22 protein-coding genes and 3 rRNA genes are annotated in these 25972 nt (G+C 69.4%); 20 read left to right on the forward strand and 5 right to left on the reverse strand.

Features of this window, described 5'->3' with window-relative positions; genetic code table 11:
• The first annotated feature begins 10 nt into the window (after positions 1–10).
• The 11 genes from ACZ8ZB_RS18925 (at position 11) to ACZ8ZB_RS18975 (ending at position 12118) form a co-directional block, all read left to right on the forward strand.
• A 16S ribosomal RNA gene (locus tag ACZ8ZB_RS18925) occupies positions 11–1537 on the forward strand.
• Positions 1538–1848: 311 nt separating this feature from the next.
• Positions 1849–4970 (forward strand): 23S ribosomal RNA (locus ACZ8ZB_RS18930).
• 87 nt (positions 4971–5057) lie between these two features.
• A 5S ribosomal RNA gene (gene rrf / locus ACZ8ZB_RS18935) occupies positions 5058–5174 on the forward strand.
• The 16S, 23S and 5S rRNA genes sit together here, the layout of an rRNA operon.
• A 60-nt stretch (positions 5175–5234) precedes the next feature.
• The gene (locus tag ACZ8ZB_RS18940; protein ID WP_470738877.1) at positions 5235–5885 is read left to right on the forward strand and encodes an HAD family hydrolase; all 651 of its coding nucleotides are present in this window, start codon (positions 5235–5237) and stop codon (positions 5883–5885) included.
• Between the two features lie 66 nt (positions 5886–5951).
• A complete protein-coding gene (locus tag ACZ8ZB_RS18945) occupies positions 5952–7181 on the forward strand; it encodes an MFS transporter (RefSeq protein ID WP_470738878.1) in 1230 nt (409 codons plus the stop codon).
• Positions 7132–8304, forward strand: coding sequence for an acetoin utilization protein AcuC (locus ACZ8ZB_RS18950; RefSeq protein WP_470738879.1), 1173 nt, complete (start codon positions 7132–7134; stop codon positions 8302–8304). Before ACZ8ZB_RS18945 ends, ACZ8ZB_RS18950 begins: the two co-directional genes overlap by 50 nt.
• Positions 8305–8385: 81 nt before the next feature.
• Positions 8386–9201 carry a phosphatase gene (locus ACZ8ZB_RS18955; protein ID WP_470738880.1) on the forward strand — a complete coding sequence of 272 codons (816 nt, stop codon included), beginning with the start codon at positions 8386–8388 and terminating at the stop codon, positions 9199–9201.
• 129 nt (positions 9202–9330) lie between these two features.
• Positions 9331–9543 carry a helix-turn-helix domain-containing protein gene (locus tag ACZ8ZB_RS18960; RefSeq protein WP_004984898.1) on the forward strand — a complete coding sequence of 71 codons (213 nt, stop codon included), beginning with the start codon at positions 9331–9333 and terminating at the stop codon, positions 9541–9543.
• Between the two features lie 154 nt (positions 9544–9697).
• Complete coding sequence (locus ACZ8ZB_RS18965) at positions 9698–9796, forward strand: 30S ribosomal protein bS22 (protein ID WP_003948845.1); 99 nt, start codon at positions 9698–9700, stop codon at positions 9794–9796.
• A gap of 169 nt (positions 9797–9965) precedes the next feature.
• Positions 9966–11027, forward strand: coding sequence for an NAD-dependent epimerase/dehydratase family protein (locus ACZ8ZB_RS18970; RefSeq protein WP_470738881.1), 1062 nt, complete (start codon positions 9966–9968; stop codon positions 11025–11027).
• 14 nt (positions 11028–11041) lie between these two features.
• Positions 11042–12118, forward strand: coding sequence for a lysophospholipid acyltransferase family protein (locus tag ACZ8ZB_RS18975; protein WP_470738882.1), 1077 nt, complete (start codon positions 11042–11044; stop codon positions 12116–12118).
• A 158-nt stretch (positions 12119–12276) separates the two neighbouring features.
• On the opposite strand, the gene ACZ8ZB_RS18980 is transcribed toward ACZ8ZB_RS18975, so the two are convergent.
• The 3 genes from ACZ8ZB_RS18980 to ACZ8ZB_RS18990 form a co-directional block, all read right to left on the reverse strand.
• On the reverse strand, positions 12277–13524 hold the full coding sequence (locus tag ACZ8ZB_RS18980) for a DUF5667 domain-containing protein (RefSeq protein WP_470738883.1): 1248 nt from the start codon (positions 13522–13524) through the stop codon (positions 12277–12279).
• A gap of 249 nt (positions 13525–13773) precedes the next feature.
• Complete coding sequence (locus tag ACZ8ZB_RS18985; protein ID WP_470738884.1) at positions 13774–14610, reverse strand: ECF subfamily RNA polymerase sigma factor, BldN family; 837 nt, start codon at positions 14608–14610, stop codon at positions 13774–13776.
• 531 nt (positions 14611–15141) lie between these two features.
• A complete protein-coding gene (locus tag ACZ8ZB_RS18990) occupies positions 15142–16053 on the reverse strand; it encodes an HAD family hydrolase (protein WP_470738885.1) in 912 nt (303 codons plus the stop codon).
• A 103-nt stretch (positions 16054–16156) separates the two neighbouring features.
• Between ACZ8ZB_RS18990 and ACZ8ZB_RS18995 the strand changes: the two genes are divergently transcribed.
• The 5 genes from ACZ8ZB_RS18995 to ACZ8ZB_RS19015 all read left to right on the forward strand — a co-directional run bounded on the left by ACZ8ZB_RS18995 (position 16157) and on the right by ACZ8ZB_RS19015 (position 21856).
• The gene (locus tag ACZ8ZB_RS18995) at positions 16157–16435 is read left to right on the forward strand and encodes a glutaredoxin family protein (RefSeq protein WP_470738886.1); all 279 of its coding nucleotides are present in this window, start codon (positions 16157–16159) and stop codon (positions 16433–16435) included.
• A gap of 300 nt (positions 16436–16735) precedes the next feature.
• Positions 16736–17503 carry a redox-sensing transcriptional repressor Rex gene (locus ACZ8ZB_RS19000; protein ID WP_470738887.1) on the forward strand — a complete coding sequence of 256 codons (768 nt, stop codon included), beginning with the start codon at positions 16736–16738 and terminating at the stop codon, positions 17501–17503.
• Positions 17500–19206 (forward strand): glutamyl-tRNA reductase, encoded by a 1707-nt coding sequence (locus ACZ8ZB_RS19005; RefSeq protein ID WP_470738888.1) that lies wholly within the window; start codon positions 17500–17502, stop codon positions 19204–19206. Before ACZ8ZB_RS19000 ends, ACZ8ZB_RS19005 begins: the two co-directional genes overlap by 4 nt.
• On the forward strand, positions 19203–20162 hold the full coding sequence (gene hemC / locus ACZ8ZB_RS19010; RefSeq protein ID WP_470738889.1) for a hydroxymethylbilane synthase: 960 nt from the start codon (positions 19203–19205) through the stop codon (positions 20160–20162). Before ACZ8ZB_RS19005 ends, hemC begins: the two co-directional genes overlap by 4 nt.
• Positions 20159–21856 (forward strand): bifunctional uroporphyrinogen-III C-methyltransferase/uroporphyrinogen-III synthase, encoded by a 1698-nt coding sequence (locus ACZ8ZB_RS19015; RefSeq protein ID WP_470738890.1) that lies wholly within the window; start codon positions 20159–20161, stop codon positions 21854–21856. The genes hemC and ACZ8ZB_RS19015 overlap by 4 nt, the downstream gene beginning before the upstream one ends.
• Positions 21857–21913: 57 nt before the next feature.
• Here ACZ8ZB_RS19015 and ACZ8ZB_RS19020 read toward each other — a convergent pair whose 3' ends face one another.
• On the reverse strand, positions 21914–22117 hold the full coding sequence (locus ACZ8ZB_RS19020) for a DUF397 domain-containing protein (RefSeq protein WP_470738891.1): 204 nt from the start codon (positions 22115–22117) through the stop codon (positions 21914–21916).
• On the reverse strand, positions 22114–22953 hold the full coding sequence (locus ACZ8ZB_RS19025; protein WP_470738892.1) for a helix-turn-helix domain-containing protein: 840 nt from the start codon (positions 22951–22953) through the stop codon (positions 22114–22116). The genes ACZ8ZB_RS19020 and ACZ8ZB_RS19025 overlap by 4 nt, the downstream gene beginning before the upstream one ends.
• Positions 22954–23158: 205 nt before the next feature.
• Here ACZ8ZB_RS19025 and ACZ8ZB_RS19030 point away from each other — a divergent pair, with 205 nt between their 5' ends.
• From ACZ8ZB_RS19030 to ACZ8ZB_RS19045, 4 genes are all read left to right on the forward strand, one after another.
• On the forward strand, positions 23159–23404 hold the full coding sequence (locus ACZ8ZB_RS19030) for a putative ATP-grasp-modified RiPP (protein WP_470738893.1): 246 nt from the start codon (positions 23159–23161) through the stop codon (positions 23402–23404).
• On the forward strand, positions 23401–24600 hold the full coding sequence (gene tgmC / locus ACZ8ZB_RS19035; protein WP_470738894.1) for an ATP-grasp peptide maturase system methyltransferase: 1200 nt from the start codon (positions 23401–23403) through the stop codon (positions 24598–24600). Before ACZ8ZB_RS19030 ends, tgmC begins: the two co-directional genes overlap by 4 nt.
• A gap of 105 nt (positions 24601–24705) precedes the next feature.
• The gene (locus ACZ8ZB_RS19040; protein WP_470741524.1) at positions 24706–25233 is read left to right on the forward strand and encodes an ATP-binding protein; all 528 of its coding nucleotides are present in this window, start codon (positions 24706–24708) and stop codon (positions 25231–25233) included.
• Entirely contained in the window at positions 25230–25928 is a 699-nt protein-coding gene (locus ACZ8ZB_RS19045) for a class I SAM-dependent methyltransferase (protein ID WP_470738895.1), read from the forward strand. Before ACZ8ZB_RS19040 ends, ACZ8ZB_RS19045 begins: the two co-directional genes overlap by 4 nt.
• The last annotated feature ends 44 nt before the right edge of the window (positions 25929–25972 follow it).

The raw sequence follows: 25972 nt of genomic DNA on the forward strand, positions 1-25972 counted from the left end.
CGGGTAAACATTCACGGAGAGTTTGATCCTGGCTCAGGACGAACGCTGGCGGCGTGCTTAACACATGCAAGTCGAACGATGAACCACTTCGGTGGGGATTAGTGGCGAACGGGTGAGTAACACGTGGGCAATCTGCCCTGCACTCTGGGACAAGCCCTGGAAACGGGGTCTAATACCGGATACTGAGCCTCGCAGGCATCTGCGGGGTTCGAAAGCTCCGGCGGTGCAGGATGAGCCCGCGGCCTATCAGCTTGTTGGTGAGGTAACGGCTCACCAAGGCGACGACGGGTAGCCGGCCTGAGAGGGCGACCGGCCACACTGGGACTGAGACACGGCCCAGACTCCTACGGGAGGCAGCAGTGGGGAATATTGCACAATGGGCGCAAGCCTGATGCAGCGACGCCGCGTGAGGGATGACGGCCTTCGGGTTGTAAACCTCTTTCAGCAGGGAAGAAGCGCAAGTGACGGTACCTGCAGAAGAAGCGCCGGCTAACTACGTGCCAGCAGCCGCGGTAATACGTAGGGCGCGAGCGTTGTCCGGAATTATTGGGCGTAAAGAGCTCGTAGGCGGCTTGTCGCGTCGGTTGTGAAAGCCCGGGGCTTAACCCCGGGTCTGCAGTCGATACGGGCAGGCTAGAGTTCGGTAGGGGAGATCGGAATTCCTGGTGTAGCGGTGAAATGCGCAGATATCAGGAGGAACACCGGTGGCGAAGGCGGATCTCTGGGCCGATACTGACGCTGAGGAGCGAAAGCGTGGGGAGCGAACAGGATTAGATACCCTGGTAGTCCACGCCGTAAACGGTGGGCACTAGGTGTGGGCGACATTCCACGTCGTCCGTGCCGCAGCTAACGCATTAAGTGCCCCGCCTGGGGAGTACGGCCGCAAGGCTAAAACTCAAAGGAATTGACGGGGGCCCGCACAAGCGGCGGAGCATGTGGCTTAATTCGACGCAACGCGAAGAACCTTACCAAGGCTTGACATACACCGGAAAGCATCAGAGATGGTGCCCCCCTTGTGGTCGGTGTACAGGTGGTGCATGGCTGTCGTCAGCTCGTGTCGTGAGATGTTGGGTTAAGTCCCGCAACGAGCGCAACCCTTGTCCCGTGTTGCCAGCAAGCCCTTCGGGGTGTTGGGGACTCACGGGAGACCGCCGGGGTCAACTCGGAGGAAGGTGGGGACGACGTCAAGTCATCATGCCCCTTATGTCTTGGGCTGCACACGTGCTACAATGGCCGGTACAATGAGCTGCGATACCGCGAGGTGGAGCGAATCTCAAAAAGCCGGTCTCAGTTCGGATTGGGGTCTGCAACTCGACCCCATGAAGTCGGAGTCGCTAGTAATCGCAGATCAGCATTGCTGCGGTGAATACGTTCCCGGGCCTTGTACACACCGCCCGTCACGTCACGAAAGTCGGTAACACCCGAAGCCGGTGGCCCAACCCCTTGTGGGAGGGAGCTGTCGAAGGTGGGACTGGCGATTGGGACGAAGTCGTAACAAGGTAGCCGTACCGGAAGGTGCGGCTGGATCACCTCCTTTCTAAGGAGCACTTCTCACCGAGTCCTTCGGGGCGAGGTCAGAGGCCAGTACATCGGCGCACGTCCGATGCTGGTTGCTCATGGGTGGAACGTTGACTACTCGGCACACTTCGGATGGATGAGAGCGCTAGTACTGCTTCGGCGTGGAACGTGGATCTTGTCAGCGAGGAGTGTCGGGCACGCTGTTGGGTGTCTGAGGGCACGGCCGTATGGCTGCCTTCAGTGCCGGCCCCAGTGCACTCGGGAGTCTGTCCCGGGGTGATGGGTGGCTGGTCGTTGTTTGAGAACTGCACAGTGGACGCGAGCATCTGTGGCCAAGTTTTTAAGGGCGCACGGTGGATGCCTTGGCACCAGGAACCGATGAAGGACGTGGGAGGCCACGATAGGCCCCGGGGAGTCGTCAACCAGGCTTTGATCCGGGGGTGTCCGAATGGGGAAACCCGGCAGTCGTCATGGGCTGTCACCCTTGCCTGAACACATAGGGCAAGTGGAGGGAACGCGGGGAAGTGAAACATCTCAGTACCCGCAGGAAGAGAAAACAACCGTGATTCCGGGAGTAGTGGCGAGCGAAACCGGATGAGGCCAAACCGTATGCGTGTGAGACCCGGCAGGGGTTGCGCATACGGGGTTGTGGGATTTCTCTTGACCAGTCTGCCGGCTGGTCGGCGAGTCAGAAACCGTATGGATAGGCGAAGGGCATGCGAAAGGCCCGGCGTAGAGGGTAAGACCCCCGTAGTCGAAATCTGTACGGCTCGCTTGAGAAACACCCAAGTAGCACGGGGCCCGAGAAATCCCGTGTGAATCTGGCGGGACCACCCGCTAAGCCTAAATATTCCCTGGTGACCGATAGCGGATAGTACCGTGAGGGAATGGTGAAAAGTACCGCGGGAGCGGAGTGAAATAGTACCTGAAACCGTGTGCCTACAAGCCGTGGGAGCGTCGGAGCAAGGCTTGCCTTGTTCTCGTGACTGCGTGCCTTTTGAAGAATGAGCCTGCGAGTTTGCGGTGTGTTGCGAGGTTAACCCGGGTGGGGAAGCCGTAGCGAAAGCGAGTCCGAACAGGGCGTTTCAGTAGCACGCTCAAGACCCGAAGCGGAGTGATCTAGCCATGGGCAGGTTGAAGCGGAGGTAAGACTTCGTGGAGGACCGAACCCACCAGGGTTGAAAACCTGGGGGATGACCTGTGGTTAGGGGTGAAAGGCCAATCAAACTCCGTGATAGCTGGTTCTCCCCGAAATGCATTTAGGTGCAGCGTCGTGTGTTTCTTGCCGGAGGTAGAGCACTGGATAGGCGATGGGCCCTACCGGGTTACTGACCTTAGCCAAACTCCGAATGCCGGTAAGTGAGAGCGCGGCAGTGAGACTGTGGGGGATAAGCTCCATGGTCGAGAGGGAAACAGCCCAGAGCATCGACTAAGGCCCCTAAGCGTACGCTAAGTGGGAAAGGATGTGGAGTCGCAGAGACAACCAGGAGGTTGGCTTAGAAGCAGCCACCCTTGAAAGAGTGCGTAATAGCTCACTGGTCTAGTGATTCCGCGCCGACAATGTAGCGGGGCTCAAGCGTACCGCCGAAGTCGTGTCATTCACACAACAGGGCCAACGCCTGTGTGGATGGGTAGGGGAGCGTCGTGTGCCGGGTGAAGCAGCGCCGGAAGGCAGTTGTGGACGGTTCACGAGTGAGAATGCAGGCATGAGTAGCGATTCACACGTGAGAAACGTGTGCGCCGATTGACTAAGGGTTCCTGGGTCAAGCTGATCTGCCCAGGGTAAGTCGGGACCTAAGGCGAGGCCGACAGGCGTAGTCGATGGATAACCGGTTGATATTCCGGTACCCGCTGTGAAGCGTCAAACATCGAACCAGGCGATGCTAAGCCCGTGAAGCCGCCCCTGATCTCTTCGGAGTGAGGGGGAGTGGTGGAGCCGGCGAACCAGACTTGCAGTAGGTGAGTGATGGGGTGACGCAGGAAGGTAGTCCATCCCGGGCGGTGGTTGTCCCGGGGTAAGGGTGTAGGACGTCAGGTAGGCAAATCCGCCTGGCAATAGTCTGAGACCTGATGCCGAGCCGATTGTGGTGAAGTGGATGATCCTATGCTGTCGAGAAAAGCCTCTAGCGAGTTTCATGGCGGCCCGTACCCTAAACCGACTCAGGTGGTCAGGTAGAGAATACCGAGGCGTTCGGGTGAACTATGGTTAAGGAACTCGGCAAAATGCCCCCGTAACTTCGGGAGAAGGGGGGCCACAACCGGTGATGAGCTTCGCGCTCTGAGCTGGGGGTGGCCGCAGAGACCAGCGAGAAGCGACTGTTTACTAAAAACACAGGTCCGTGCGAAGCCGTAAGGCGATGTATACGGACTGACGCCTGCCCGGTGCTGGAACGTTAAGGGGACCGGTTAGTCACTCTTCGGGGTGGCGAAGCTGAGAACTTAAGCGCCAGTAAACGGCGGTGGTAACTATAACCATCCTAAGGTAGCGAAATTCCTTGTCGGGTAAGTTCCGACCTGCACGAATGGCGTAACGACTTCTCGACTGTCTCAACCATAGGCCCGGTGAAATTGCACTACGAGTAAAGATGCTCGTTTCGCGCAGCAGGACGGAAAGACCCCGGGACCTTTACTACAGTTTGATATTGGTGTTCGGTTCGGCTTGTGTAGGATAGCTGGGAGACTGTGAAGCTCGGACGCCAGTTCGGGTGGAGTCGTCGTTGAAATACCAGTCTGGTCGTGCTGGATGTCTAACCTGGGTCCGTGATCCGGATCAGGGACAGTGTCTGATGGGTAGTTTAACTGGGGCGGTTGCCTCCTAAAGAGTAACGGAGGCGCCCAAAGGTTCCCTCAGCCTGGTTGGCAATCAGGTGTTGAGTGTAAGTGCACAAGGGAGCTTGACTGTGAGACCGACGGGTCGAGCAGGGACGAAAGTCGGGACTAGTGATCCGGCGGTGGCTTGTGGAAGCGCCGTCGCTCAACGGATAAAAGGTACCCCGGGGATAACAGGCTGATCTTCCCCAAGAGTCCATATCGACGGGATGGTTTGGCACCTCGATGTCGGCTCGTCGCATCCTGGGGCTGGAGTCGGTCCCAAGGGTTGGGCTGTTCGCCCATTAAAGCGGTACGCGAGCTGGGTTTAGAACGTCGTGAGACAGTTCGGTCCCTATCCGCTGTGCGCGTAGGAGTCTTGAGAAGGGCTGTCCCTAGTACGAGAGGACCGGGACGGACGAACCTCTGGTGTGCCAGTTGTCCTGCCAAGGGCATGGCTGGTTGGCTACGTTCGGGAGGGATAACCGCTGAAAGCATCTAAGCGGGAAGCCTGCTTCGAGATGAGGACTCCCACCTCCTGGAGAGGGTAAGGCTCCCAGTAGACGACTGGGTTGATAGGCCGGATATGGAAGCACGGTAACGTGTGGAGTTGACCGGTACTAATAGGCCGAGGGCTTGTCCTCAGTTGCTCGCGTCCACTGTGTTGGTTCTGAAACCACGAACGGCCCCATGCCAGGTCAGGCATGGTTCGGTTGTCTGTTTCATAGTGTTTCGGTGGTCATAGCGTAGGGGAAACGCCCGGTTACATTCCGAACCCGGAAGCTAAGCCTTACAGCGCCGATGGTACTGCAGGGGGGACCCTGTGGGAGAGTAGGACGCCGCCGAACAAATAGTGAGAAAACCCCGCACCGTACGGTGCGGGGTTTTCTGCGTTTAGGGTCGAGGTCATGCGCTATGACCTCGTCATCTTCGACAACGACGGCGTTCTCGTCGACAGCGAGCCGATCTCCAACCGGCTCCTGGCCGCTTATCTCACCGAACTCGGCCATCCGACCTCGTACGAGGACTCCATCCGTGACTACATGGGCTCCGCCATGCACCGCGTGCACGATCTCGTCGAGGAACGGACGGGACGACGGTTGCCGGCGGACTTCGACGACGTGTTCCACGCCCGGGTCTTCGCCGCGTTCGAGCGGGAGCTGAAGCCGGTCGTCGGCGCCATGGGCGTACTCGAGGAGCTGACCGCCGACGGGGTGCCGTACTGCGTGGCCTCGTCCGGAAGCCATGAGCGGATCCGGGTGGGGCACCGCACGACCGGACTCGACCGGTGGTTCGACGACGAGCGGATCTTCAGCTCGCAGGATGTGGGGCGGGGGAAGCCGGCCCCGGACCTGTTCCTGTACGCCGCCGAGCGGATGGGCGTGGCACCCGAGCGGTGTGCGGTCGTCGAGGACAGCCCGCTGGGTGTCCGGGCGGCGGTCGCGGCCGGGATGGACGTGTACGGGTTCACCGCGATGACGCCCGCGGGGAAGCTCTCCGGGGCGACACGACTCTTCGAGGACATGGGGGAGTTGCTGCCTCTGCTCGCACGGGCGTGAAGCTGAGGGAGATCCATCTTTGACCGGACCTACCCACCGGTACCCCCGAGCCCTACGCTCGCCGCCATGACTGATGTGCTGCGGCGCGGCAGGGCCTCGCTGGCGTTCGGTTTCCTCGTGCAGGGCGTCGCCTTCGCTCTGCTGGTGACGCGGATTCCGGCCATCCAGGACCGGTACGGGGTCTCCGACGCGCTGCTGCCGGTCTTCCTCGCCGCCGTGCCGATCCTGGCGGGCATCGGGAGTGTCACCACGGAGCGGCTGGTGAAGCGGGTGCCGCCGAGCCGGGTGCTGAGGTGGTCGCAGCCGGTGGTGCTGCTGGCGCTGCTGGGCGTCGGAGCGAGCGGGCGCATGGCGGGGCTCGGTGTGGCGCTGGCCGTGTTCGGGCTGGCCGTGGGTGCGCTGGACGCGTCGATGAACATGCTCGGGGTGAGTCTGCAGCGGGCGTACGGGCGCAGCATCCTGCTGAGTTTCCACGCGGCGTACAGCCTGGGCGGGATCGTCGGGGCATCGCTCGCGTGGGCGGGGGCGCACTGGGACCTGGCGTTGTGGGTGTCGTACCTGCCGGTGGTGCTGGTGCTGCTGCCGGCCGCGTTGGCCGGAAGCCGGTGGTACGTCGACGGGGATGAGGAGCCGGTCCGGGAGAACGTGAGGGGCGAGCGGGCGGCCGGTGGCCTCACGTGGCTGTTGCCGCTGTGCCTGGTGATGACGGTGGCGTACATCGGGGACTCGACGGTCTCCAACTGGAGTGCGAAGTACCTGCAGGACGTGCTGGGGAGCTCGGAGCAGCTGGCGACCGTTCCGTACAACGTGTACATGGTCACCACGCTGCTGGGGCGGGCGGTCGGGGACGTCGGGGTGCGGCGGTTCGGGGCCGTGGCGGTGGTGCGGGCGGGGGCGCTGGTGGCGGCGGCGGGGTTCGCCGTGGTGGCCGGGGCGTCCGGCGCGTGGGTGGGGATGCTGGGGTTCACACTGCTGGGGCTCGGGCTGTGCGTGCTGGTGCCGCAGACCTTCGCGGCGGCCGGGCGGCGGGCTTTCGAGAGCGGTCGTCCGGGGGCTTCGGACGCTGCCGTGGCGCGGCTGAACGTCTTCAACTACGTGGGTTTCCTGATCGGTTCGCCGTTGGTCGGGGCGCTCGGCGATGCCTGGAGCTACCGCGGGGCGATGCTCGTGCCGATGGTGTTGGTCCTGGTGACGCTCGCGTACGCCAGGTCGTTCGCCGCGGAGCCGGACCGATACGGTGGCGGGCATGAGCGGGCGCGTGCGGCTGATGTGGGACGAGGCAGTGACGGGCTATGACTTCGGCCGGGACCATCCGATGGACCCGGTCCGGCTGGCGCTGACCCGGAGTCTGGTGGGCGCCCTCGGACTCGACCGGGAGGTGGAGGTGGTCGCCGCGAAGGCGGCCGGGGAGTCGACGCTGCGGCTCGTCCACCGGGAGGATTACATCGAGGCGGTGCGGGTCGCGTCGGCCGACCCGACGGCCGCGGACCAGTCGTACGGGCTGGGGACGATGGACGACCCCGCGTTCGCCGGGATGCACGAGGTGTCGGCGCTGATCGCGGGGCAGTCCGTGGGCGCGGCGGAGGCGGTGTGGCGCGGGGACGCGCCGCACGCAGTGAACTTCGCGGGCGGGCTGCACCACGCGATGCCGGGTGCGGCCTCCGGTTTCTGCGTGTACAACGACGCCGCGCTGGCGATCGCCCGGCTGCTGGAGCTGGGCGCGCAGCGGGTCGCGTACGTCGATGTCGACGTGCACCACGGGGACGGGGTGCAGGCGGCGTTCTGGGAGGACCCGCGGGTGCTGACGATCTCGCTGCACGAGCATCCGCGGACGCTGTTCCCGCAGACCGGGTGGCCGGAGGAGACGGGGGCGGACGGCGCGGAGGGCGGCGCGGTCAACGTGGCGCTGCCGGCCGGGACCGGGGACGCGGGATGGCTGCGGGCGTTCCACTCCGTGGTGCCGGAGCTGCTCGCGGACTTCCGGCCGCAGGTGCTGGTGACGCAGCACGGGGCCGACACGCACTTCGAGGATCCGCTGGCGCACCTGGCGGTGTCGTTGGACGCGCAGCGGGCGGTGCAGGTGGCGTGCCACGAGCTGGCGCACGAGTACGCCGACGGGCGGTGGGTGGCGCTGGGCGGCGGCGGTTACGCGGTGGTGGAGGTGGTGCCGCGGTCCTGGACCCATCTGGTGGGGATCGCGGCCGAGCGGCCGGTGGAGCCCACGACGGTGATCCCCGAGAGCTGGCGGCAGGAGGTGTACGCCCGGACCCGGCAGCCGGCGCCGCGGCGGATGACGGACGGGCGGTGGCCGGTGTCCTGGGCCGCGTGGGACGAGGGGTACGACCCGGCGGACCGTGTGGACCAGGCGGTCCTGGCGGTGCGGCGCGCGGTGTTCCCGTTGCGGGGGCTGCTGCCGTAGGGCGGCGTCCGTTACGCCGACCGTGCGGTGTTCGCCCGTTCCGGCCGCGCCCCGCCTCCCGTGTCCCGCACCATCTCTTCCGTGCAGACCACCGCCGAGCTCCGTGCGCATCTCCTCTCCGCCCGGCTCGCCGGGGTCGTGGGCACCACGCGGGAGGAGAGCCTGCGGAGCTACCGGTTGTTCGCCGCCCGGGACCCGCGTCTGCTGATCGGGTTGGATCCCGAACGGGTATGGGACGAGCGGGAGTTGCTCGCGCTGATGGCGGACAGATGCGGGGTTTCGGCCGATTCCGCGCACACCTTCGGCCATGATGTGATCGAGCCCGGGCGGACCCTGGCCGCCCTGGACGCCCTCGCGGAGCGGCTGGCGGTCGCTGCGGAGCGTGGCGGGCCGGTCCTGCTCGGCACCGGTCACCCGCACCGGCTGCTCGGCTTCTACGCAGCTTTGGCAGACGCCTTGTCGGCGGCGGGATGTGCCGTCCTCACCCCGGCGCAGGGTCGCTGTGTCGACATAACGACCAGGTTCGGTCTACGCACGTACAACCTCGACTACGTCCGGGGAGTCGGGCTCGTCCGGAGCGCGACCGCGCGGCACTCCGGTTGTGAGCCCGGCGCGCACACGCACTCCCCCCTCCCGGTTCGGACCGCGCTCGCCGTGGCGGCCGACGCCGGCGGGCCGCTTCCGGAGCTGGTGATCGGAGATCACGGCTGGGTCTGCGGAGCAGGTCAGCTGGGGTTCGAGGCTGTGGGACCGGCCGATGTGAACGACCCCGCGCCGTTCGTCGGAGAGGCCGAGGGAGTCGTGTCCCTCGTCGTTCCACTTGATGACGGCGTGCGGTCCGATCACTACCTGCCGCTGGCCCGCTACGTACTCAATCGGGCGTGTCTGTCACAGTAGGCCGCCGATGGGTGCACCTCTTCCCCACTCGCATCACCCGCCCCTACATTGGGGAGTGAGCACGCAACGACGAAGAGTCACCGGAAGGGGAAGCCGGTGGCCGTCGAGTGCGGAAGGTTCAGGTGTGTCATGGCTGCAGCTGGCGAGAGGCCTCTGAACGAGGTTCAGTTCCTTACCGTGGCGGAAGTCGCCTCGGTGATGCGAGTGTCGAAGATGACCGTGTACCGGCTGGTGCACAGCGGTCATCTGCCCGCGATCCGGGTGGGGCGGTCCTTCCGCGTCCCGGAGCAAGCGGTTCACGAGTACCTCCGCGAGAGCTACGTGGGGGTGGAAACCGCCTGACGGCGATCCGGGGAGGTCCGCACCGGGCACTCGTGGGCCTCCCCGGTCACCTCGATTACGGTCTCGGCGCTCGGGCGGGTAGGCTAGCCCCTCGTAGGTCGTGTGGGCCCATGGCGCCCAAACACCGAGTGATGAGAAGTGAGCGAGGGTAGTCGTGGGCTCTGTTATCAAGAAGCGGCGCAAGCGGATGGCCAAGAAGAAGCACCGCAAGCTGCTCAAGCGCACGCGCGTCCAGCGTCGCAACAAGAAGTAAGCGACAGCGCGAGAGCGTGTCCAGTGGCCCCCCACCGCACTCCGGTGGGGGGCCACTGCCATTCGTACGTCCGGGGCTGTCGTCACTTCAAGCGTCCGGCCGACACCACAGAGCGACGGCGACCCGGTAGGTTGGCCGTCGGGAGCAGGGCGAGAGGAAGGCGCTGATCTTGGGAAAGGTCGTGCTCGTGACCGGGGTGGCCCGTCAGCTGGGGGGCCGTTTCGTCCGGCGGATCCTGCGGGATCCGGAGGTGGACCGGGTCGTCGGCGTGGACGCGGTCCCGCCCGAGCACCACCTGGGCGGCGCGGACTTCGTCCGGACGGACATCCGCCAGCCCACCATCGCGCGGGTGCTCGCCGAGTCGGGTGCCGACACGGTGGTCCACCTCGACGTGACGGGCACGCCGCTCGGCAGCGGAGGCCGGACCGTGCTGAAGGAGACCAACGTCATCGGCACCATGCAGCTGCTGGGTGCCTGCCAGAAGTCCCCGAACATCAAGCGGCTGGTCGTGAAGTCCAGTACGAACGTCTACGGTTCCGCGCCCCGTGATCCGGCGGTCTTCACCGAGTCGACCCCGCCCAAGTCACTGCCCAGCGGCGGCTTCGCGAAGGACGTGGCCGAGGTCGAGGGTTATGTGCGCGGCTTCGCGCGCCGCCGTCCGGACGTCGCCGTGTGCGTGCTGCGGTTCGCCAACATCCTGGGCCCGGCCGCGGACAGCCCGCTCGCCTCGTACTTCTCGCTGCCGGTGCTGCCGACCGTGTTCGGCTACGATCCGCGGCTGCAGTTCGTGCACGAGGACGACGTCGTCGAGGTGCTGCGGATCGGCTCGCACGAGCCGAGGCGCTCCACGCTCAACAGCGGCACCTTCAACATCGCCGGCGACGGCGTGCTGCTGCTCTCGCAGTGCTCGCGGCGGCTGGGCCGGCCGACCGTGCCGCTGCTGCTTCCCGCGGTCACCTGGGCGGGTGCGCTGGTGCGTACGCTGGGGATGACGGACTTCTCGCCCGAGCAGATCCGGCTGCTCACGCACGGGCGGGTGGTGGCGACGGACCAGATGCGGGAGACGCTGGGCTTCACCCCGAAGTACTCGACTGCCGAAACGTTTGCGGACTTCGTGCGCAGCCGCGGCCCCGGACTGCTTCCGCCGGAGACGATCGTGAGGGCCGTCGACCGGATCGCCGTGCTGCCCCTCCCGGGCAGCGGTCACTCCCCGACGCAGAGCGCCAACTGAGGAGCGCAGCAACGATGGCGGACGCCAAGGTCATTCCGTTCGACGACGACCACCGCTCGCGTGGGGGCGCCGCGCAGCGCCCGTCGCGCCGCCGGGGCGCGGGGGGCCGGCGCCAGGGCGGTGCGCAGCCCGCGGCGGTCGGGGAGGTGCAGCCCCTGCCGGGCGTGACACCCGTGCGGGATGATGATCCGGTGACCGGTGTGGACGAGCAGCCCCAGGAGCCGGCCGACGGCGGCACGGACGGCGGAGCCGGCGGTCTGGAGCGGCGGGTCGCGAGCGGTCTGGCGTTCCTGCGCCGCCGGCTCACCGGGGACTACGACGTCGACGACTTCGGTTACGACGAGGAGCTCACCGACCAGGTCCTGATGTCCCTGCTGCGACCGGTGTACGAGAAGTACTTCCGGGTCGAGGTGAAGGGCGTCGAGAACATCCCGTCGGAGGGCGGTGCGCTGATCGTCGCCAACCACTCCGGGACGGTGCCGGTGGACGGTCTGATGATGCAGGTCGCCGTCCACGACCACCATCCGGCCGGCCGTCATCTGCGGCTGCTCGCGGCGGACCTGGTGTTCGTGCTGCCCGTGGTCAACGAGCTCGCCCGCAAGCTCGGGCACACCCTGGCCTGTGCGGAGGACGCCGAACGGCTCCTGACGCAGGGGGAACTGGTGGGGGTGATGCCGGAGGGGTTCAAGGGCATCGGGAAGCCGTTCGGCGAGCGGTACAAGCTGCAGCGGTTCGGGCGCGGCGGGTTCGTCTCGACGGCGCTGCGGCAGGGCGCCCCGATCGTTCCGTGCTCGATCGTCGGGGCGGAGGAGATCTACCCGATGATCGGTAACGCGAAGACGCTGGCGCGGGTGCTGGGCTTTCCGTACTTCCCGCTGACGCCGACGTTTCCGTGGCTGGGCCCCCTGGGGGCGATTCCGCTCCCGACGAAGTGGACGATCCAGTTCGGCGAGCCGATCCCGACGGACGGTTATCCGCCGGAGGCGGCGGACGACCCGATGCTGATGTTCAACCTGACCGATCAGGTCAGGGAGCAGATCCAGCACACGCTGTACAAGTTGTTGGTGCAGCGGCGGTCGGTGTTCTTCTAGGTGCCCCTCTTGGCCCCGGGGCGCGAGAGGGGGCGGTGCGACGGGGTGTGCGGCGGGTGCGGTCCGGTCGTGGTGGTTCGCGCGGTTCCCCGCGCCCCTGCTGGAGGGACGCGGTTCTCCACGCCTCTGGAGGGGCGCGGGGAACCGCGTCCCCGGTGCTACTCCACGTCCTCGCCGTCGATGCCCAGGCCCGGGAGGAGGCCGGGCAGGAGGGGCGGGATGACGACGTCGGGGGCGGAGGGCGGGCTGAAGCCGCCCGTCGCCGGTGGCGGGGTGGTGAGGGCGCCGCTCTCCTCGGGCGGGGCGAGCAGGTCGCCGGTGTCGCCGTCGAGCAGGCCGTCGCTCTCGCGGTCGGCGTCGGCGGAACCGGAGGGCCCGGCACTGCCGGGGTCGCGTTCGCCGGAGGCGTCGCCGTCGGGGGACTGCGAGGAGGTCGCGCCGGACGACGGGGTGGCGGGTGCCGACTCGGATCCGCGCCGCTGTGCGCCGTCGCCCTCCTCGTCGGTCGGGGGCTGGGGGAGCATCGACCGCAGCGGGGCGACGTCTTCCTCTATGGCGTCGAACACCGACGAGACCTGCTGACTCACGTCCCCCAGCTGCACGGGCAGCCGGTCGCGCAGGGCGCCCCAGGTGTGGCGGTGGGCCTGGGAGAAGGAGGAGAGGGCCTGCATGGGGCCCAGGGAGTCCGGGTCGCGCTCGTACGCCTCGCGCAGCAGCCGGTGGCCCTCGGCGGCGTCGTGCCGCATGCCGGACAGGGTGCGGCGGACTTCGCCGAGGGACTCGTGGTCGAGGGAGCCGCCGCGGTCGCGCTCCATCAGCCGGCGGGCTTCGCCGAGGCGGGTGGAGGCGTGGTCGAGGTAGACCCGGCCACGCTCGTCGTTGCCGTCGGCGAGGCCGAGCTTGACGTCCTCGATGCCGCGCTTGACTCCGTAGAGGGAATCACCGGGCAGGGCGTCGGAGCTGGCGACGGCCACTCCGCCGAGGGTGCCGGCGGCGACGCCGACGGTGAGTCCGCCCGCGGCGAGCCCTTTGGTCAGCCGCGACCGCGGCCGCAGTCTGCCCAGCGGGGCCGCCCGGTGGGCGCCCCCGGTCCGGCGCGAGCGCTGTCCGGGTACGGCCTGATCCGTCGCCTCGCCCGCAGCGGTGCCCTCCTGGAGCATGGCCTCGAACGCGGCCACCAGCCGGGCCCGCTGGACGACCTTGACCTCGGGGTCCAGTTCCGGCTTGGGCAGCGCGCCGAGGCCGTGGGCCAGTGCGAGCAGCGGTGCCCGCTCGGTCTCCGCGGCGGCGGCCGGGGCCGGTGCCGATCCTTCGGACTGCTCGGCCGCCGTGCCCCGGTCGGACTGCTCCTCCAGGGCCTGGGCGAAGGCGTTCGCCCGCCGGTGCGCCGATACGTTCGCGATCACAGGCGGCACCTCCTCTCGTCATCACGGTCGACTCCCCAGGGGTCCTGAGGGGTCCCCGCCCTGACCACGGCACACGAACGGGTGATCGAAGTAGGCCAGGGGGTGACCACAGGGAGCCTGTATCCCGCACAACGAGCGGCGCGGCACTTGGGTTACGGAGCCGGGACGGCCGAACGGGGAAGCCAACCGGCTTTCACTCTACGTGAGTTGGGTGTCGCGGAGCGTGTTCCGGCCGATGGGTGGGCGCGGTCAGCGGGCGTCGTCCGGGAGGAGCCGGGCGAGGGTGCGGACGGCCCGGTACTGGAGGGTCTTGATGGCGCCCTCGTTCTTGCCCATCACGCGGGCGGTCTCGGCGACGGACAGGCCCTGGAGGAATCGGAGCGTGACGCACTCCTGCTGTTGGGGGTTGAGTCGTCGTACGGCATCGAGGAGGGCGGCGTTGGACAGGGACTCGAGAACGGAATCCTCGGGGGAGCGCTCGACCTCGTTGGCGTCGAGCATCTCCCCGGTGGTGACCTCGAGGCGGAAGCGGCTGGACTTGAAGTGGTCGGCGACGAGATTGCGGGCGATGGTCACCAGCCAGGCGCCGAAGTCGCGGCCCTGCCAGGTGAAGGTGCCGATGCGGCGCAGCGCGCGCAGGAAGGTCTCGCTGGTGAGGTCCTCGGCGGTCGCCTTGCCGCCGACGCGGTAGTAGATGTAGCGGTAGACGGTGTCGCTGTACTGGTCGTACAGCCGCCCGAAGGCCTCGGCCTCACCAGCCTGGGCGCGCTCGACGAGATCCATCATCCGGGCGCTGTCGCTGTCGGCGGCGGGACGGCGGGCGGCGGGGGCGCCGGTGGTCGTCCTGGCGGAGGCCCCCCTGGCCGCGCCCTTGGCCGTGGCGGCGAGGGTCGTGGGGCGGCGCCCCCGTCCGCCGATCGCGCCGCCGTCGGCGAGGGCGTAGCACGGGCCGGCGGCGGGGGCGGTGGCGAACGCGGGGACCGTGTGCGCGGTGGGGACGATGCCGCGCAGCAGGTCTCGGGCTGTCGCGACTGTCGCGCGCAGCGTAGCCAGGCCCGAGGCGTCAACCCCGACGTGTGGGTACACGGGACTCCCAGAGGCAGAGCTTCCATCACGTGCAGTGCGGGACCGTTCACCCGTAGTGGCTACGGGCGGGTACCGGATTGCGTCTGAGGAGAATAACGCTTCGTGCAGGGTCCGCTACGCCGAGTTGCTTAAATCACCGATTGCGTCGCTTCCGTGGCCGGTTGATGGGCGGTTGGGTGTGGTTTGACGACCGGTTTTTGACCGGGGTCGTTCGTGTTTCGGGGCGGAGTGGGGCGGGTTGTGGCCGTGTGCAGCCAAGAGGACTGGACAAGGGGGTTGCGGGGTAAGGCAGTCGGATTGGCCGGGTTTCGGTGCGGGGCGGCGGAAGCGGTCCCCGGTGACCGGTTCGGTGGGGGGACGGGGGTTGACCGGGGGCCGTGCGTCACGGAGGCCCGGTGCCGGTGCGGGCCGGGGTGTTCGCGCGGCCCGGCGCCTGCGGGGCGCCTCCCGGGCCCTCGAGGCGCCGGGTGAGGCACGGCTGCCCGCGGGAGCGGTGGCGGCGGCTGTCCCCGGGGGCGGTGGGGTGAGGGATCAGCGGCGTTTGCGGTGGAGGGCGATGGCGGCCGCCGTGCCGCCGGCCACCGCGCCGACGCCCGCCGCCGCCGGAATGCCGACCTTGGCCGCCTTGCGGCCGGTGCGGTAGTCGCGCAGGCGCCATTCCATGCGGCGGGCGTGCTTGCGGAGCTTGGAGTCCGGGTTGATCGCGTACGGGTGGCCCACCAGCGACAGCATCGGGATGTCGTTGTGCGAGTCGCTGTACGCCGCGCAGCGGCTCAGGTCCAGCTCCTCCGCGAGCGCCAGTGCGCGCACCGCCTCCGCCTTCGCCGGACCGTGCAGCGGCTCGCCCACCAGTTTGCCCGTGTACACGCCGTCGACCGACTCCGCGACCGTCCCCAGGGCCCCGGTCAGCCCCAGCCGGCGGGCGATCACCGTGGCGATCTCCACCGGCGCCGCCGTCACCAGCCACACCCGCTGCCCCGCGTCCAGGTGCGCCTGCGCCAGCGCCCGGGTCCCCGGCCAGATCCGCTCGGCCATGTACTCGTCGTAGATCTCCTCGCCGATGGACCGCAGCTCGGAGACGCGGTGCCCCTGGACGATGGAGAGCGCCGAGTCGCGGGCCTCCTGCATGTGCTCGGGGTCCTCCACCCCGGCCAGCCGGAACCACGCCTGCTGCCAGGCGAACCGGGCGAGCTCGCGGGTGTCGAAGAACTTCCGCTTGTACAGGCCCCGCCCGAAGTGGAACAGGGCCGCACCCTGCATCACGGTGTTGTCCAGGTCGAAGAACGCGGCGGCCCGTTCGTCCCCGACGACCGGGAACTCCGGTTCGCGTTCGGAAACCTCCTGGGTGGACTTGCGTGCTGCCTCCGCAGAGGCCTCGCCTGCCAACACGCTCCGCGCCGTGGCGGAGCGCCTACGGGGAGTGAGCCATCCGAGAGCGGCCATGGCGTGAGCATAGCCAGTCGGTGCGGATGTTCCGGAGCCGAGAGGTTCGAGCCTCGTGAACTCTTCGGGTCCGGGCGGCGGGGCGCGCGCGACAATGACCCGTATGAGCCCTCTCTTCCGCCGCAACACGCCGGTCGCCCCGCAAGACCGGCTCGTCACCCTCGTCCGCAAGCCCGGCTGTCACCTGTGCGACGACGCGCAGGTGGTGGTGGAGAAGGTGTGCGGGGAGCTCGGCGTCCCGTGGGAGCACAAGGACATCACCGAGGACCGGGAGCTGCACGACCGGTACTGGGAGCAGATCCCCGTCGTCCTCGTCGACGGCGAGCAGCACACCTTCTGGCGCGTGAACGAGGACCGTCTCCGCAGGGCTCTCGCCGACTGACCGACCAGTTCAAACTGACCGAAAGTCGCTTAGGATCGATGGTGACTTGGTCTCGGGGGCGGGATTCACAGAGGAGAGTGTGCGGTTTTGCCCCCAGAAGAAAAGGGACGGCGGCGTTCGTGCGCCGGTTCCCCGCGAGCGCGCCGGGGGCGCGTGACCCCGGTCACGTTGGCCGGGCAAATCGGACACAATCTTTGTGCACGCGTTCACAAAGGCATAGCCTGCATTCGACGGGGCGGTCCGGGGACGTATGACCTGACGTATGACCGCCTGAAGCCCCGCTCTACCCGCAGGAGCACCGTGGCAACTGGCCGAACTCACCGACCGGCGACCCGTAGCCGAGGGATTCCCGAGGCCACCGTCGCCCGCCTTCCGCTGTACCTCCGCGCCCTCACCGCGCTCTCGGAGCGCTCGGTGCCCACGGTCTCCTCGGAGGAGCTGGCGGCTGCCGCGGGGGTCAACTCCGCGAAGCTGCGCAAGGACTTCTCCTACCTGGGCTCCTACGGGACCAGGGGCGTCGGCTACGACGTCGAGTATCTCGTGTACCAGATCTCCCGCGAACTCGGCCTGACCCAGGACTGGCCGGTCGTGATCGTGGGGATCGGCAACCTCGGCGCCGCCCTCGCCAACTACGGCGGGTTCGCCTCCCGTGGTTTCCGGGTCGCCGCGCTGATCGACGCCGACCCCGCGATGGCCGGGAAGCCCGTCGCCGGCATCCCGGTGCAGCACACCGACGAGCTCGAGTCGATCATCACGGACAACGGCGTGTCGATCGGTGTGATCGCGACCCCCGCCGGCGCCGCCCAGCAGGTCTGCGACCGTCTCGTGGCCGCCGGTGTCACCTCCATCCTGAACTTCGCGCCGACCGTGCTGACCGTCCCGGACGGGGTCGACGTGCGCAAGGTGGACCTCTCCATCGAGCTGCAGATCCTCGCCTTCCACGAGCAGCGCAAGGCAGGCGAGGAGGCCGCGGCCGACACCGCCGCCGCCCCGGCCGCCACCCGCCGGCCGTCCGCCGCCACCGACCAGGGACCCGACGGGGACGTACCCGCCGTGATGCCGGCATGAGCCTCCTCGTCGTCGGACTGAGCCACCGCAGCGCGCCGGTCAGCGTGCTGGAGCGGGCCTCGCTGAGCGTGGACGCGCAGACCAAGCTGCTGCAGGACACGGTCGCCGCCGAGCCCGCCACCGAGGGCGCCGTCCTCGCCACCTGCAACCGCATCGAGCTCTACGCCGACGTGGACAAGTTCCACGCCGGTGTCGCCGAGCTGTCCACGCTGCTCGCCCAGCACAGCGGGGTCGGCCTGGAGGAGCTCACTCCTCATCTCTATGTGCACTACGAGGACCGGGCCGTCCACCACCTGTTCTCGGTGGCCTGCGGCCTTGACTCGATGGTCGTGGGCGAGGGCCAGATCCTCGGCCAGATCAAGGACGCGCTCGCCCGCGCCCAGGAGCTGCACACCGCCGGACGGCTGCTGAACGACCTGTTCCAGCAGGCGCTGCGGGTCGGCAAGCGGGCCCACTCCGAGACCGGCATCGACCGCGCCGGGCAGTCCCTGGTCACCTTCGGCCTGGAGCAGCTGTCCGCCGGCGCGCCCGTCGAGACCTGGGCCCGGGACAGGAAGGCGCTGGTCATCGGCGCCGGTTCGATGTCCTCGCTGGCCGCGGCCACGCTCGCGCGGGCCGGCGTCGGCGAGATAGTCATCGCCAACCGCACGCCCGAGCGCGCCGAGCGCCTCGCGCGGATCCTGGCCGAGGGCGACGACACGGACGTGCTGGCCCGCGCGGTCCCGATGGATTCGGTGCCGTTCGAGCTGACACGTGCCGACGTCGTCGTCTCCTGCACGGGTGCGACGGGACTGGTCCTGACGGCCGAGGAGATCGCCGGGGGCGTCGAGGGCCGCGTCGGACGGCAGCCGGTCGTCGGCCCGGACGCCGAGGCCGCGGAGGCGGCCGGGACCCCGCTCCCGCCCACCTCCGTGGGCACGGAGGAGAACTGCCCGCTGGACCTGTCCGCCGTACGGCCCGGCTTCTCCGTGATGGGCGAGGCCGCCGTCGCCGGCATGGACGCGGCGACGCTGGAGCAGCACGCCGCGTGGGCCGCGGGGACGGCCGTCGACCGCGGCCGGACCGGCCGCGGCGGCCCGGAGACCGACGCCGAGCTGATCGGCGCGCTCGCCGCGACCGCGTCCGCCGTCGGCCGGATCCCCGAGCGGCGCCGCCCGGAGCCGGTGGCCGAGCCGCCGCGCCCCGAGCCCGTGCTGTTCCTGCTGGACCTGGCGATGCCGCGGGACGTCGACGCGGCGGCGCACCGCCTCGCCGGGGTGCGCCTCGTCGACATCGAGTCGCTCGCGGAAGCCTCCGCGGACGCTCCGATGGCTGCCGATGTGGACCAGGTCCGGCGTATCGTCTCCGACGAGGTCGCCGCGTTCGGGGCGGCGCAGCGGGCGGCGCACATCACGCCGACCGTCGTCGCCCTGCGCACCATGGCGGCCGATGTGGTGGCCGGCGAGATCGCCCGTCTGGAGGGGCGGCTCCCCGGCCTGGACGACAAGCACCGCGCGGAGATCACCCAGACCGTGCGGCGGGTGGTCGACAAGCTGCTCCACGCGCCGACGGTACGGGTCAAGCAGCTCGCGGCCGAGCCCGGCGGCGCCGGGTACGCGGACGCGCTGCGCACCCTGTTCGACCTCGACCCCGAGACGGTGGCCTCCGTCTCCCGAGCCGAGGAAAGCACCGAGAAGAACGCAAGGAACCGAGGGCCGGCATGACTGAGAAGGCACTGAGGCTGGGGACGCGGCGGAGCAAGCTCGCCATGGCCCAGTCCGGGCAGGTGGCGGAAGCCGTGAGCCAGGTGACCGGACGGCCCGTCGAGCTCGTCGAGATCACCACGTACGGTGACGTCTCGCGCGAGCACCTCGCGCAGATCGGCGGCACGGGCGTGTTCGTGGCCGCGCTGCGCGAGGCGCTCGCGCGGGGCGAGGTGGACTTCGCGGTGCACTCGCTGAAGGACCTGCCGACGGCGCAGCCCGACGAGCTCGTCGTGGCGGCCATCCCGGTGCGCGAGGACCCGCGCGACGTGATGGTCACCCGTGACGCGCTGAAGCTCACCGACCTGCCGCGCGGCGCCCGCATCGGCACGGGTTCGCCGCGCCGCATGGCGCAGCTGAACGCGTACGCGCGCAGCCGCGGCATGGAGATCGAGACGGTCCCGATCCGGGGCAACGTCGACACCCGCATCGGGTACGTCCACAAGGGCGAACTGGACGCCGTGGTGCTGGCCGCCGCCGGTCTGAACCGGGTCGGCCGCAGCGACGAGGTGACCGACGTCCTGTCGGTCGACACGATTCTGCCCGCCCCCGGCCAGGGGGCACTGGCGGTCGAGACCACCGCGGACAACGCGGAACTCATCGCCGCGCTCGCCGAGCTCGACGACCCGTTCACGCGGGCCGCCGTGACGGCCGAGCGTTCCCTGCTCGCCGCTCTGGAGGCCGGCTGCAGCGCACCCGTGGGGGCGCTGGCCGATCTCCTGACCGACGGGCAGTCTGTCAAGGAAATGCGCCTGCGGGGCGTCGTCGGCTCGACCGACGGCGCCACGCTGGTGCAGCTGTCCACCACCGGTCCCGTGCCCGAGACGCACGAGGCGGCGATGGCGCTCGGTCGCGAACTCGCCACCGAGATGCTCGCGCAGGGCGCGGCCGGTCTGATGGGGGAGCGAGCACAGTGAGCCCCACCACCCTTCCCGCCCCTCCGGAACACGGGCACGTCACCTTCCTCGGTGCCGGACCCGGGGATCCGGGACTGCTGACCCTGCGCGCCGTGGAGGCGCTGGCCAACGCGGACGTCCTCGTCGCCGAGCACGAGGTGCTCGACGTCGTACGCACGCACGCGAGGCAGGGCGTCGCCGAAGTGCACACGGACTCCGACACGTCGGATCCGGGTACGGGCACGCCCCAGCTGACGGTCGTCGACGGCGCGTCAACAACCGCCGGTGTCCCCGCGGTGCGGGATGCCGCACATCTTGTCATGGAGGCCGCGCGGGGCGGCAGGCGGGTCGTGCGTGCGGTCTCCGGTGACCCCGGGCTCGACGCGTACGCCGCCGAGGAGATGCTGGCGTGCGCCTCGGCCGGGGTGCCGTTCGAGGTCGTCCCCGGTGTCGCGGCGGTGGTCGGCGTGCCCGCGTACGCCGGTGTGCCGCTGCGTGACGCCGAGGGCGCGGACGTGCGGTTCGTCGACGCGCGCACGGCGTCCGACCGGTGCTGGACGGAGGTCGGCGCGTCGGACGGCACGGTGGTCGTCTCCACCACGCTGGACTCCGTGGCCGCCGCGGCGGGCGAACTGGTGTCCGCCGGACGCAAGCCCGACACCCCGCTGACGGTCACCGTCGCCGGTACGACCACCCGGCAGCGCACCTGGACGGCGACGCTCGGCACGATCGCGCAGACGCTGAAGCAGGCGAAGGTGCTGCCCTCCCCGGAGGGCGGCCGACCGGTCATAGCCGTGGTCGGCGAGCGCAGCGCCCCCGCCCGGCGCGACCAGCTGTCGTGGTTCGAGTCCAAGCCGTTGTTCGGCTGGAAGGTGCTCGTGCCGCGCACGAAGGAGCAGGCGGCGTCGCTCTCCGACCAGCTGCGGTCCTACGGCGCGGTGCCGCACGAGGTCCCGACGATCGCGGTGGAGCCCCCGCGCACCCCGCAGCAGATGGAGCGGGCGGTCAAGGGCCTGGTGACGGGCCGCTACGAGTGGATCGCGTTCACCTCGGTCAACGCGGTGAAGGCGGTCCGCGAGAAGTTCGAGGAGTACGGCCTCGACGCCCGTGCCTTCGCGGGGATCAAGGTCGCCGCGGTGGGCGAGCAGACGGCGAACGCGCTGATCGCCTTCGGCGTGAAGCCGGACCTGGTGCCGAGCGGCGAGCAGTCGGCGGCGGGCCTGCTGGAGGACTGGCCTCCGTACGACCCGGTCTTCGACCCGATCGACCGCGTCTTCCTGCCGCGCGCCGACATCGCCACGGAGACGCTGGTCGCGGGCCTGATCGAGCTGGGCTGGGAGGTCGACGACGTCACGGCCTACCGGACCGTGCGCGCGTCGCCGCCGCCGGCGGAGACCCGTGAGGCGATCAAGGGCGGCGGCTTCGACGCGGTGCTGTTCACCTCGTCGTCGACGGTCCGGAACCTGGTCGGCATCGCGGGCAAGCCGCACAACGTGACGGTGATCGCCTGCATCGGCCCGGCGACGGCGAAGACGGCCGAGGAACACGGCCTGCGCGTGGACGTGATGGCCCCCGAGCCGTCGGTCCACAAGCTGGCGGAGGCCCTGGCCGACTTCGGCGCCCGGCGCCGGCTGGCCGCGCTGGAGGCCGGCGACCCGGTGACCCGGCCGAGCGAGCGGCGGCCGGGGGCGCGCAGGCGGCGGTCGACGACCTGATCCCGACGAGCGGCGGGGCGGGGACAGCACACGCGTGCTGTCCCCGCCCCGTTCGCGTCAGCGGCCCGAGGCGTACGGCAGGAAGGTCGCCCAGGTGGTGGGGGCTAGGGCGAGGCGGGGGCCGCGGGGGTTCTTGGAGTCGCGGACGAGAATGTGGGCAGGGACCGCTGCCACCTCGACGCAGTCGGGGCCGTCGGACGTGCTGTAGCTGCTCTTTATCCATTCCGGCGTGGTGTCGGTTTCAGAGGCCTTGAGCGTCATGGTCTTGTCTCTCCCAGTGCTTTCTCGATCAGGGGCAACGAATCCTGTGGGCTGAGAGCCTGGGCGCGCAGAGCTCCATAGCGGATGTCGAGGGCCGTCGTTTCCTTGGGATCAGTCGTCACTCTGCTGCTGAGGGGCGACTCACTGAACGCGACTGTGGTTCCGCCCCTGAGCTTGAGCAGCCGGAACGAACCGCCGGTCCCGGAGTTCACCTCGCGGTCCAGGGGGAGGACCTGAAGGTCCACGTTGCGCAACTGAGCTACTTCCAACAGCCGTTCGAGCTGCTGGCGCATCACCATTCTGCCTCCCATGGGCCTGCGAAGCGTCGACTCGCACTGCACAAAGCTGAAGACGCGCCGCCCAGTCATGAGATCAAGGATCTCCTGGCGTGCCAAGCGTGCCGTGACCTGCTGCTCAACCTCTTCCTCGGTGAGCACCGGTCGATGGGCGTTGAACACGGCCCGTGCGTAGTCCTCGGTCTGCAACAGCCCATGGACGACGGAGTTGTTGTACGCGCACAGCTCGACAGCCTCCGCCTCCATGTTCTTCAAGTCCCTCACCTTCTTCGGGTACCGGACCTCCGCCACGTCCCTCTTCATCGCGGAGATCTTCCCGCCCGCGCCCAGCACCTCGTCCGCCGCGTCCAAGTACTCCGGCCGGGGAATCCGTCGCCCCCGTTCCACGCAGGAGACCAACTCCTCCCCGTACCCGATCGCCGCCCCGAACTCCGCCTGGGTGAGCCCGGCCGCCTCCCGCCACAGCTTCAACTGCCGGGTGACCGTGCGCATCACGGCCCCAGCCTCTTCGTCGTCCAGCCCCGCTTCCCACTCGCCCATGTTCGCCGCCTCCCGTCGCGCGCCCTTCCTCGGACCAACTCCGGCCGCCCGCGCCCGGTCACCCCGGGCAGGGCGGACAGAAACCGGACAGCCGACGTACAGCCACCGACCGTACGAGCTGCCCGTATTCACAGTGTGCACACGCATGAGCACACTGAGTGGCGGGAATCTGGAACTCCGCATGGCGGACAGAGAAGGGAACCCCATGACGACACTCGCCCCCGAGACTCCCTGGGCGCTGCGCCTGGTCACCGACCGGCTGCCGGTCGGGCCGCCGCCGTACGCGACCGTGACGCTCGGCCCCGTCATGCAGACCGCCCGCTACGCCGACACCGCCGGGCGGCCGGTCGAGATGGGCAGGCACGGGACATCGAGGACGACCGGTACCGCCTCCGTGTCCGGGGGCGGTGACGGGAACGGCCCGCAGTCCCAGAGGAGGGGCCGTTCATGACGCCGCCCGTCGACCTCGACACTGATGCCGCGCGACTGCGCGCCCTCATGGCGGAGGACCTCGCCGTACGCGGGGTGCTGGACGATCCGGCCTGGCGGGCGGCGGTGGAGGCGGTGCCCCGGCACCGGTTCGTGCCCGGCTTCCACCTGCCCGGCGAGGAGCGCGACGGGCAGGGGCTGACCGTGTGGCAGCCGGTCACCGCCGCGCTCGACCACGGGCGCTGGCTGGCCGCCGCGTACTCCGACACCACGCTCATCACGCAGTTCGACGGCGACGAGCCCGACTGGGAGCACCCGGCCGAGCGGCACGGAGGAGTCCCGACCTCGTCCTCCACCCTGCCGTCGCTCGTGGTGCGGATGTGGGCCGACGCCGACGTCCGGGAGGGGCACACGGTGCTGGAGATCGGCACCGGGACGGGGTACTCGACCGCGCTCGCCTGCGAACGCCTCGGATCAGTCGGCGTGACGAGCATCGAGGTGGACCCGCACCGGCTGGAACGGGCCGCGAGCGCGCTGCACGGCTGCGGCTACGCCCCCACCCTCGCGGTCGCGGACGGGCTGTACGGGTACCGGCCCGAGGCCCCGTTCGACCGGATCGTCGCCGCCTGCTCCTTCCGGGCCGTGCCCCCGGCCCTGGTCGCCCAGACCCGGCCGGGCGGGAAGATCCTGCTGACGCTCTCCGGCTGGCTCCACGGCTACGCCCGCGTCCTGCTCACGGTCGGCGGGGACGGCACTGCCGAGGGGCACCTGCTGGGCGGCACGGTCTCCTTCATGCCGGCGCGTACGCACGCGGCGCCGGCCTTCGGCAACCCCGCCCACTGGGCGGCGGTGCCGCCGGGGGAGGCGCGGGTCGTCCGGCACGGTCCCGAGCGGATCACCGCAGCGAGCGAGGAGGCCTTCCACCTGCGCTTCCTCGTACAGAGCGCGGTGCCCGACGCACAGCTGACCACCGACGGCGACGTCGTGCACCTGGTCGACGTGGTCAGCGGGTCGGCCGCCACACTGACGCCGACCGAGGGCGGTTGGCAGGTGCGGGAGGGAGGTCCGGTGCGGCTGTGGGAACGGGTCGAGCGCGTTCTCGACGCCTACGACACGGCAGGACGGCCGGGAGCGGAGACCTTCACCCTGTGCGTCCACGACGGCGGGCAGCACCTGCGGCACCCGCGGATGCCCTGCCTGCCGTTGCCGGCATCCTGAGGGAGGTCTGCCGCACCGGGCAGCCCGGACGAGACCGGGCACCTCACGGACAGCCGTCGGCCGCACGGGCCGCCCTTCTTCACGAAAGGTGCGCGTACCGCGACCCTGGGTGACGTGAATCAGGAAACCGTCGTATCGAGCACCCCGCTCCGCCAGTACTCCGTGCCGCTCTCCGCCACCCGCCGGGGCGCCCGCCTCGCCCGCCTGCTGGCCGCCGAGCAACTGGAAGCCTGGAGGCTGTCGTTGGACCCGGCCCGGCTGATCGTCGCCGAACTCGCCGCGAACGCCGTCCTGCACGCGCGGGTGGCAGGGCGGAGCTTCCGGCTCGGCCTCACCGTCACGGCGCCCGGCACCCTGCGCATCGAGGTCACCGACCCCCGGGGCGATCAACCGCCCCCGCAGGAACGGCCGGCCGGTGGGGCGGGGCCCGCCGAATCCGGGTACGGCCTGCTCCTGGTCGGGGAGCTGGCCGACCGCTGGGGCGTGCGAACGGGCCCGGTGCCGTGCAAGACCGTATGGGCGGAGCTGGACCTCGGCCCTCACCGGGGTCCTCTCGCCGATGGCCGGGGCCTTGAGGCGCCGGATGGGGTCCGGTCGAACCGGCCCGTTGTCCGGCCATGTTCGTCGGGATGACGCGGGTGACGGACTCCTCGGCTGACCTTTGGCGTCACTACGGCCGGACCCGCCACGCCACCGACCGGGACGTCCCCGGCGGCTTCTGCTGGAGCTGGAGCCAGGACGGTGGGCCGGGGCCCGAAGCCCTGGGCGACCTGACCGGGCGGTACGTCGGCGACCTCGGGGCCGGGGCGGCCCGGCAGGCCGCCCACCTGGCCGTCCACCACCGGCCCGCCCGGATCGTCGCCGTCGACGCCTCGCCCGCCCAGTGCGCCATGGCCGTCGACCTGTACGGCCACCTCGCGCCCCGCCTGTCCGTCGTGCAGGCCGATGCGGTGAGTCACTTGCGCGAGACGCGGAACACGTACGACGTGCTCCACAGCGTCTTCGGCGCTGTGGACTTCACCGAGCCGCGGGAACTGCTCCCGGCCGCGGCCGGCGCGTTGCGGCCCGGCGGGAGGCTGGTGTTCTCCACGCTCGCCCACCACCTCGGCGGTACGCCCGCGCAGTCCGACGTGCGGCACGCCGACATCCCGGTGAGGACGTCCGAAGGGGAGACGATCACGATGCGCCGTTGGGTGCTCGAGGGACGGGTATGGACCGAACTGCTCGACGAGGCCGGGTTCACGCGGATCAGCGTCGACGTACTGCCCGGCGGACAGGGGCCGCACGCTGCCGACACGCTGTTGGTCGGCGCGTACCGCGCGTCGTGAGCGTCGGCCCGGCAGGGGAGCGGTGGGCTGGGACGGAGCGCGTG

It is taken from the genome of Streptomyces sp. 12E (assembly GCF_055633275.1).